This window comes from Phytobacter sp. V91, assembly GCF_965644225.1.
GTDB lineage: Bacteria > Pseudomonadota > Gammaproteobacteria > Enterobacterales > Enterobacteriaceae > CBFFRJ01.
This window is the reverse complement of record NZ_CBFFRJ010000066.1, coordinates 19,540-27,535: the sequence shown is the minus strand read 5'-3', so window position 1 is coordinate 27,535 and position 7,996 is coordinate 19,540. Positions and strand designations below refer to the sequence as shown.

General features: G+C 53.2%; 8 protein-coding genes. 4 read left to right on the top strand and 4 right to left on the bottom strand.

Features of this window, described 5'->3' with window-relative positions; all coding sequences use genetic code 11:
* Positions 1 to 145 precede the first annotated feature (145 nt).
* The 3 genes from cydB to ACSZO4_RS14585 all read left to right on the top strand — a co-directional run bounded on the left by cydB (position 146) and on the right by ACSZO4_RS14585 (position 1,693).
* Positions 146 to 1,156 (top strand): cytochrome d ubiquinol oxidase subunit II, encoded by a 1,011-nt coding sequence (gene cydB / locus ACSZO4_RS14595; RefSeq protein ID WP_437889770.1) that lies wholly within the window; start codon positions 146 to 148, stop codon positions 1,154 to 1,156.
* A complete protein-coding gene (locus ACSZO4_RS14590; RefSeq protein WP_437889768.1) occupies positions 1,156 to 1,284 on the top strand; it encodes a DUF2474 domain-containing protein in 129 nt (42 codons plus the stop codon). Before cydB ends, ACSZO4_RS14590 begins: the two co-directional genes overlap by 1 nt.
* A gap of 106 nt (positions 1,285 to 1,390) precedes the next feature.
* The gene (locus tag ACSZO4_RS14585; protein ID WP_437889766.1) at positions 1,391 to 1,693 is read left to right on the top strand and encodes an acid shock protein; all 303 of its coding nucleotides are present in this window, start codon (positions 1,391 to 1,393) and stop codon (positions 1,691 to 1,693) included.
* A gap of 46 nt (positions 1,694 to 1,739) precedes the next feature.
* Here ACSZO4_RS14585 and ACSZO4_RS14580 read toward each other — a convergent pair whose 3' ends face one another.
* From ACSZO4_RS14580 to ACSZO4_RS14570, 3 genes are all read right to left on the bottom strand, one after another.
* Positions 1,740 to 3,704: a peptidase U32 family protein gene (locus ACSZO4_RS14580; RefSeq protein WP_437889764.1), complete on the bottom strand. Its 1,965-nt coding sequence runs from the start codon at positions 3,702 to 3,704 to the stop codon at positions 1,740 to 1,742.
* 325 nt (positions 3,705 to 4,029) lie between these two features.
* Positions 4,030 to 4,947 carry a hypothetical protein gene (locus ACSZO4_RS14575; protein WP_437889762.1) on the bottom strand — a complete coding sequence of 306 codons (918 nt, stop codon included), beginning with the start codon at positions 4,945 to 4,947 and terminating at the stop codon, positions 4,030 to 4,032.
* Between the two features lie 238 nt (positions 4,948 to 5,185).
* Positions 5,186 to 5,716, bottom strand: a complete 531-nt coding sequence (locus tag ACSZO4_RS14570; protein ID WP_437889760.1) for a helix-turn-helix domain-containing protein — start codon at positions 5,714 to 5,716, stop codon at positions 5,186 to 5,188.
* Between the two features lie 90 nt (positions 5,717 to 5,806).
* Between ACSZO4_RS14570 and ACSZO4_RS14565 the strand changes: the two genes are divergently transcribed.
* Entirely contained in the window at positions 5,807 to 6,973 is a 1,167-nt protein-coding gene (locus tag ACSZO4_RS14565) for a benzoate/H(+) symporter BenE family transporter (protein ID WP_437889758.1), read from the top strand.
* Here ACSZO4_RS14565 and ACSZO4_RS14560 read toward each other — a convergent pair.
* Complete coding sequence (locus tag ACSZO4_RS14560; RefSeq protein WP_437889756.1) at positions 6,953 to 7,825, bottom strand: helix-turn-helix domain-containing protein; 873 nt, start codon at positions 7,823 to 7,825, stop codon at positions 6,953 to 6,955. The two genes, ACSZO4_RS14565 and ACSZO4_RS14560, sit on opposite strands and share 21 nt — an antisense overlap.
* Positions 7,826 to 7,996 lie beyond the last annotated feature (171 nt).

Here is a 7,996-nt window from a genome sequence, read left to right as displayed (position 1 = left end):
GGATTCGACACCCATATCAAAACCGGTAACTCTCAACCTTTCAAGGTCAAGTGTCAGATCAAGTCGCGACTAATACAGATGATGGTCGCCCTGCGCGTCCCCTCAGCGCCGCCAGCACTGACTTTATGACCCAGGAGAAGCCGTAATGGGTATCGATCTTTCGCTAATCTGGTTTGTGATTATCGTCTTTGCCACCCTGATGTATATCGTGATGGATGGTTTTGATTTGGGCATTGGCATTCTCTTTCCGGCGGTGAAAAATGCAACCGATCGCGATGTGATGGTCAACAGCGTTGCCCCGGTGTGGGACGGCAATGAAACCTGGCTGGTACTGGGCGGCGCGGCGCTTTTTGGCGCATTTCCGCTGGCCTATGCGGTGATCGTCGATGCCCTGACTATCCCGCTCACATTGATGTTAATCGGGCTTATCTTTCGCGGCGTGGCCTTTGAATTCCGCTTTAAAGCCACGCCAGCGCACCGCCCTTTCTGGGATAAGGCGTTTACTGGCGGCTCAGTCCTCGCCACCTTTAGCCAGGGCGTGGTTGTCGGGGCCGTGATTAATGGCATTCCGGTTTCCGCGCACAGTTATGCCGGAGGCGCTTTCGACTGGCTGACGCCTTTTACCCTGTTCTGCGGTTTTGGGCTGATGATGAGCTATGCCTTACTGGGCGCAACCTGGCTTATCATGAAAAGTGTGAACCCGCTTGCGGGCAGGATGCGCCGCTGCGCCAGGACGTTACTGCTGATCCTGCTGGCCGTATTCGCCGTGATAAGTCTGTGGACGCCGCTTTCCCACCCGGCCATTGCCGCCCGCTGGTTTACGCTGCCTAATCTCTGCTATCTGTTGCCGGTTCCGGGGCTGGTTGCCCTGCTAAGTCTGTGGCAGTGGCGCAAACTGGACGATCCCCGCAGCCATCGCCTGCCGTTTATTCTGACGCTGGGGCTGATGTTTCTTGGCTTTGCCGGGCTTGGGATCAGTATCTGGCCGCACATTATCCCCCCTGCCGTTACCCTTTGGCAGGCGGCAGCGCCCGTGCAAAGCCAGGGCTTTATGCTGCCCGGCGCCCTGCTGATCATCCCGATTATTCTGGTCTACACCTTCTGGAGCTATTACGTCTTTCGCGGCAAGGTGCAACATGGGGAGGGTTATCATTGATGCAACAATCACCTGGATATCGTCTGTTATGGCTGGCTATTTTGTGGGGCGGCAGCGTTATGAGCCTGGCGCTGGTCGGGTTGCTGTTCCGCCTGCTGATGGCCTGGGCCGGGTTTAAGGCGCATTAATTTGCGCCTTTGAGCAGAATACTCTTAATTGAAATGGCCTCCACACTCTCTCCACGATTTGTTGTTGAAATGCATCCGAGTCAACACATTGATATGGAAAATAAGTATGAAAAAGTTAGTGACGTTGTCTGCCATTGTGGCCATGAGTTTGTCTTCTTTTGTTTTTGCGGCTGACGACGTTCCACCGCCGCCGAAGCACCCGGTAACCCAGGACGGTAATCATCAGCACAAAGATGAGAACCGCAAACAGGACGGCAAGCACGACGGTAAAGAGTGGAAGCACGGTGATAAAAAAGAAAACCGTGATGCACCGCCGCCGAAGCGCGACGGCAAAGCCGACAATCACGACGGGAAAGCAGCGAACCACGACGGTAAAAAACCGCCACGCCCGCCGGAAGATAAACGTTAAGTTTCAAAGACAAACGGCAGCCTCATGGCTGCCGTTTCTAATGCAATTACGCGCCTTTGCGTTTTGGCAGGGTTTTCAGCAGATCTTCAGGGCTAACCGAGGCCACCACGCTACCAGCCATCGGCATCTTCAGAATGTGATTTTTGATTTTGCCGACCACATGCATTTCGCACGGACGGCAGTCAAATTTCAGAGTCAGCACTTCATCCCCATGCACCAGCTGCATCGGCGTTGCCTTCCAGCTTTTGATGTTGCCTTTGGCCTGTTTCGGGCAAAGGTTAAACGCAAAGCGCAGGCAATGTTTGGTGATCATCACCGGCACATCGCCCTTCTCTTCGTGCATCTCGTAAGCGCCGTCAATCAACTGCACGCCGTATTGCTGATAAAACTCACGGGCCTTGTGGTTGTAGACGTTAGATAAAAACGTAAGGTGCGTTTCCGGGTAAACCGGAGGCGGCACCGAGACCGCTTTGCGGCTACCGCGCTGGTAGTTTGCCAGACGGGCATCGTCCAGCATCTCAACGGCTTCGCGACGGAACTGATTCAACACGCTGTTCGGCACAAACAGCGCCCCCGGCAGCGTCACATCAATATGACGAGCGTAATAGAGCGTCTGTCCCAGTTTCGCCATGCCGTCTTTCAGGCCGTTCAGGGCCTTCTCAGCATTGGTGGCTTCGGCAAACTGCCCATCAAGCGTATGGGTAATGCTGACGCCGTCCTCACTGGTTAAGGTGAGGATCAACTGCTCTTGCCAGCCGCCAAGGTTGATATCGAGGGCGATACGGCGTTCGCTGGAGGTTTTGGTCAGCGCCTGTTGCCAGTTATGGTCGAGGTTGCGGTTGAGCGGATGATGGGGACGCACTTTGTACATCTCCGCGGGCATTTCGTTTGGCCAGACACGATAGCGGTTCTCACCGGTCTTTTGCACCGTATTAGCCCGAAAACCCACGACCTCACGCTTGATCATCACGTTCAGGCCATCGCCATTGGCCAGTGGTTCGCTGACTTCCACGTCGAGATGGTCTTTGGCGACCTTCAACACTTCACCCACCGGCAGGCCGATAAACTTCGGCGAATCAAAGGCGCCAATATCGCCCTTACGCGCATTAACAAAGTAATCCGTACTGCCGCGGTGGAAGGTTTTATCTGTCGACGGAATAAAGAAATGCTCGGTGCGCCCGGCGGATGCGCGCGCCAGATCGCCGCGATCTTCAATGATAACATCCAGCATCTGGCGATAATGCGCGGTGATATTTTTTACATAGCTCATATCTTTATAACGCCCCTCAATTTTGAAGGAGCGCACACCGGCATCAATCAGAGCAGCCAGGTTCTCACTCTGATCGTTATCTTTCATCGACAGCAGATGTTTCTCATATGAGACCACGCGGTCCTGATCGTCTTTCAGGGTGTAGGGCAGTCGACAGGCCTGAGAGCAGTCGCCCCGGTTTGCGCTGCGACCAGTCTGAGCATGGGAAATATAGCACTGCCCGGAATAGGCCACGCAAAGTGCGCCATGAATAAAGAATTCAATGGTGGCGTCGGTGGCCTGGTGAATATTGTGGATCGCCTTAAGATCAAGCTCGCGAGCCAGAACAATCTGGCTGAAACCGGCATCTGAGAGGAATTTTGCTTTTTCGACGCTGCGGATATCGCACTGGGTGCTGGCATGCAGCTCAATGGGCGGAATATCCAGTTGCATAATGCCCATATCCTGGACAATCAGCGCATCTACTCCGGTCTCATACAGCGAGGTGATCAGCTTCTGCGCGGGCTCCAGCTCGTCATCATGCAGAATGGTATTGAGGGTAATAAAGACTTTTGCGCCATAGCGATGGGCAAAAGGCACCAGCGCGGCAATGTCCTGCAGGCTGTTGCTGGCATTATGCCGGGCGCCAAACCCTGGTCCACCGATGTAGACTGCGTCCGCGCCGTGCAGTATTGCTTCGCGAGCGATCGCGGTATCACGGGCCGGGCTTAAAAGTTCAAGATGATGGGATTGCAGGCGCATACAGTCTTCGTTATCCATTATGGGCAAAATGGCGGCTATTGTAGTCAGTTCCCCGGCGTTTCACCACCTTCAGCAGGGGCATTTTCTACAAGACTGTAAGGCATAGATGAAAAAATTTGCTGGGAAGTCATCCGCAATAACGTGGTTATACCTCCCGTCGAGAAAATAAAAAAGCCTGTAAGCATACAGGCTTTAAAATCCAGAACAACAAACTATATGCCAAAAGACAATGACTGTTTTTTTAAAAAAGGTAAGCAGGTAATAGATTATAATAAGAAATTACCCACCGATATCTTTATTTCATTCTAAAGCCTATACCTGGCACTTAACTTTTTCCTACCGGCAGAGGGAGATGTACAGCTGGCGGTCGAATAATCCAGTCAGGCTCTGATTGATCATTACCACGGATTATAAAGGTTTTTAATAACCGAGTTGTTTCTTTGTCGCGGATCTCAACCCGGGTCGACGTAAACATGCCGATTTGCAGCGTTTCAACCGTGTCAAGATGCTGCGGCGTTGGAATATTATCCATCATTTGCCCAACAGGATGAATCCAAAAATGGCTATTATTGTGCCGCGGGTTGTAATTCATCGCCACACCACCTGTCAGCCGTGAGCGATATCGTACCTGAACCCTCGCCTGTCCTCTGTTCGATATAATTGAAGCGGTCACCGCTTGTCCAGGTTCGAGGGCTACTTCAACCTCAGCACCAGTACTCAGCGAAGTAGAGCGAGAGTGTTCGCCACCTTCACCCCAGGTATGGTTGTACTCAAACGACGTTTCGCCGCCAAATATGGTGCCAACCGAGTAGCTAACCGACTGGCCAACTGCAATTCCATGCTGAATCTGCCAACTGGAAGTGACAGTATCGGTAACAGTGGTATTTAGGTTCACACGAAATGTTCCGCTGACCGAGCTGTTATTGACAAGATCCGTTTGCGCAACGATTTCAGGGGATAAACTCATATCCAGAACCTGGGCACCCATAATATCAAGATGCGCCTGGACCTGTGACCAGTTAAATTCCGGGTAAAGATCTACCGTCAACGGTGGATTTGTTGGACTTCTTACAAAAACATCATTTGGCTCCCGTCCACGAACCCGTTGTATAGCTCTCCTTAGCTGGGGCTCCTGAATATTAAAAGCACGTTGCTGTCCGTCAGTAATGACATTAACGTGACCACCGCTAGTATTAACTACACTACGTTCAATTGTTTCAGCCAGGCGTATATTTACTCGCATCTTTTATATTTCCAGTTTTAAATGATGGCGAATTTATAGCACGGTAAAACTCAACGCAGTGTCAACCAATAGTCCTGGCAAAATCATTTTATAAAAATCACTCCCCTGATTAAAAGTCTAAATAAAAAATCGTGCAGTAAGTCAATGATAAATCTTAATTCAGATATTCCCCCGCCACTCGGTAGATCAAGGTGAATCGTCGTCATTGTTCTTTGGCGCATAATTGCATATGACTTTTTTATTTCGGGTAATGGATCAACGAATGGAAATGTACCGTGCTGGCAGTACTGTTGCGGTAGGCGTGCGGCTTATCGCCATTAAAACGGATCCCCATTCCCGCCGTTAAGGTTTGCCACTGTCCGTCAACGCAGATATCCAGAATGCCTGCGATCGTCACCACGTGCTCAATCACCCCTTTTTCATGAGGCGTGGACTCACTGACAGCGCCCGGTGCGAGGCTGATGGAGAAGCAGTCAAAACGCAGCGCCTCATCCCAGGGGAAAATCGGCGTGATCACCATGTTTTGCTGATCGGGATCGTAAGCATCTGGTTTTTCGCCCTGCGGCGGAGCAATAAACGTTGAGAACGGCACGTTTAACCCGGTCGCAATTTTCCACAGGGTGGCAACCGTCGGACTGGATTCGTTACGCTCAATTTGCCCGAGCATCGCTTTGGAGACGCCGGTCTGCTCCGCCAGTTTCGACAGACTCCAGCCCCGTGCCTGGCGCAGCGTTTTGAGGGTTGTTGCCAGATAAAATGCCAGTTCCATTCATGCTCCTGTCGTTCGGACTTACCTTTCTTGTACGCTATAACGCACAATGTTAATATTGGCGAATATCATCACCCTCAGGGACTCAGTATGCGCGTCACTTCCTTTCCATTCTCTACCATTCTGGCAGGCTTTGTCGCTGTACTCGTCGGCTATGCCAGTTCAGCAGCCATTATCTGGCAGGCAGCCGCAGCGGCGGGAGCCACGCCGGAACAGATTGCAGGCTGGATGACCGCACTCGGCCTTGGCATGGGCGTTAGCACCCTTGCGTTGACCCTGTGGTATCGCATGCCGGTGCTGACCGCGTGGTCAACACCGGGGGCCGCTTTGCTGGCCACCAGCCTTGAAGGACTGTCGCTGGGTGAAGCCGTAGGGGTATTTATCTTCGCCAACGCGCTGATCGTGCTCTGCGGCGTAACCGGCCTGTTTGCCCGCCTGATGAAAGTTATTCCGCATACGCTGGCGGCAGCCATGTTAGCAGGTATCCTGCTGCGCTTTGGACTTCAGGCATTCAGTAATGTTGAAGGGCATTTTGTACTGTGCGGCAGTATGCTACTGGCCTGGCTTATCTGTAAAGCGCTCGCGCCTCGCTATGCCATCGTCGCCACCCTGGTCATCGGCGCCCTGGTTGCCGGACTTAACGGTGACGTTGTCACTGATAAACTGACCTTCGCGCTGGCGATGCCGCAGTTTATCCGCCCGGAGTTTAATCCAACGGCCCTTGTCAGCATTGGCATTCCCTTTTTCCTTGCCACTATGGCATCGCAAAATGCTCCCGGCTTCGCCACCATGCAGGCGGCAGGCTACCGGGTTGCAGTTTCGCCGCTGATTATCTTTACCGGTGGTCTGGCGCTGGTGCTGTCCCCCTTCGGCGTCTACTCGATTTGTATCGCGGCCATTACCGCGGCTATCTGTCAAAGCCCCGATGCCCATCCGGATGCGCAACAGCGCTGGAAATCCTCTGCGGCGGCGGGCATGTTTTATCTGCTGGCGGGGATTTTTGGCGGCTCCATCACCTCGCTGCTGGCTGCCCTGCCGCTCAGCTGGATCCAGACACTGGCCGGGCTGGCGCTGCTGGGAACCATCGGCGGCAGCCTGTTCCAGGCGCTGGCGCACGAAAAAGAGCGTGATGCCGCTATTGTCACCTTCCTGGTGACCGCCAGCGGAGTGACGTTGCTCGGCGTAGGATCGGCGTTCTGGGGGCTGATTGCGGGCGGTATCTGCTACGCCGCCCTGCTACGGACGAAGCGCGCGTAGTTGCGACGGCGTTTGACCATAGACCGCACGGAAGCGGTTGCTGAAATGGCTGGCGGAGCTGAACCCACATGACATGGCAATCTCCGTCAGGGGTAAATCGGTGTTCAACAGTCGGGTCTTCGCCAGCGCCATCCGTCGCTGCATCACATACTGGTGCGGCGCCAGTCCCATTGACTGGCGGAACATACGGGCAAAATGGTACTCACTCAGCGACGCCTGCGCTGCCAGATCCCCCAGCAACAGCGGTTCAGCAAGATGGGCTTCTATCCAGTCCTGCACCAGGCGCAGTACCGCCGGAGCCAGCCCCCCTTTTACGCCCGGTAAACGCCACTGTACGTTGCTGTAGTGCTGAATCAGATGGGTCAGCAGCAGCGTTGATGCGGTACTGAATGTCAGCTGGTTAGCCTTCTGATGCCAGTCGCTGCCGAGCAAAAACTGACGATAAAGTGCGGTGATCCGCTCATCCTGGCAGAAGGTTTTCTCATCGAGGGTAAAGGATGCCGGACTGCGATCCCAGATACGCTCACCAATTTCCCGCAGATGTTCATCGGTACAGTAAAGGTGAACAAACGACAGATCATCACGGATATCCCAGCAGGATTCACTCGCCTGAGGCAACAGGCAAAATCTGTCCGGCCCGCCGCCATTTTTCCAGCCGGAGGCGGTTTTGTGGTAACTCTCATAGCCGTCGGCAACGTACAGGCTCAGGGTGTGATGGTCGCAAAGCTGGGTAATGTTATCGCGCTTATTTGACCAGGCCGCAAGCTGGATACCGGAATGCAATGCCACTGAGTCATGCAGGATGGCATTATGATGTTTCAGGTTTTCAAAGGCTTGATAGGTAGGTTGCATCACCGCGCTTTACAAATAAGTAACCAGAAGACCAGTCTATGAATTACCCCCTCCCGATTCCAGCCTTTCCCTAAAAAAGCGCAAGAATTTGCAAGTGGCTGCGGTGTTTATGCAAGCCAGCAACCTTTATTACCCCGACACTGAAGGCTGACTGACTCAACAGGAACAATA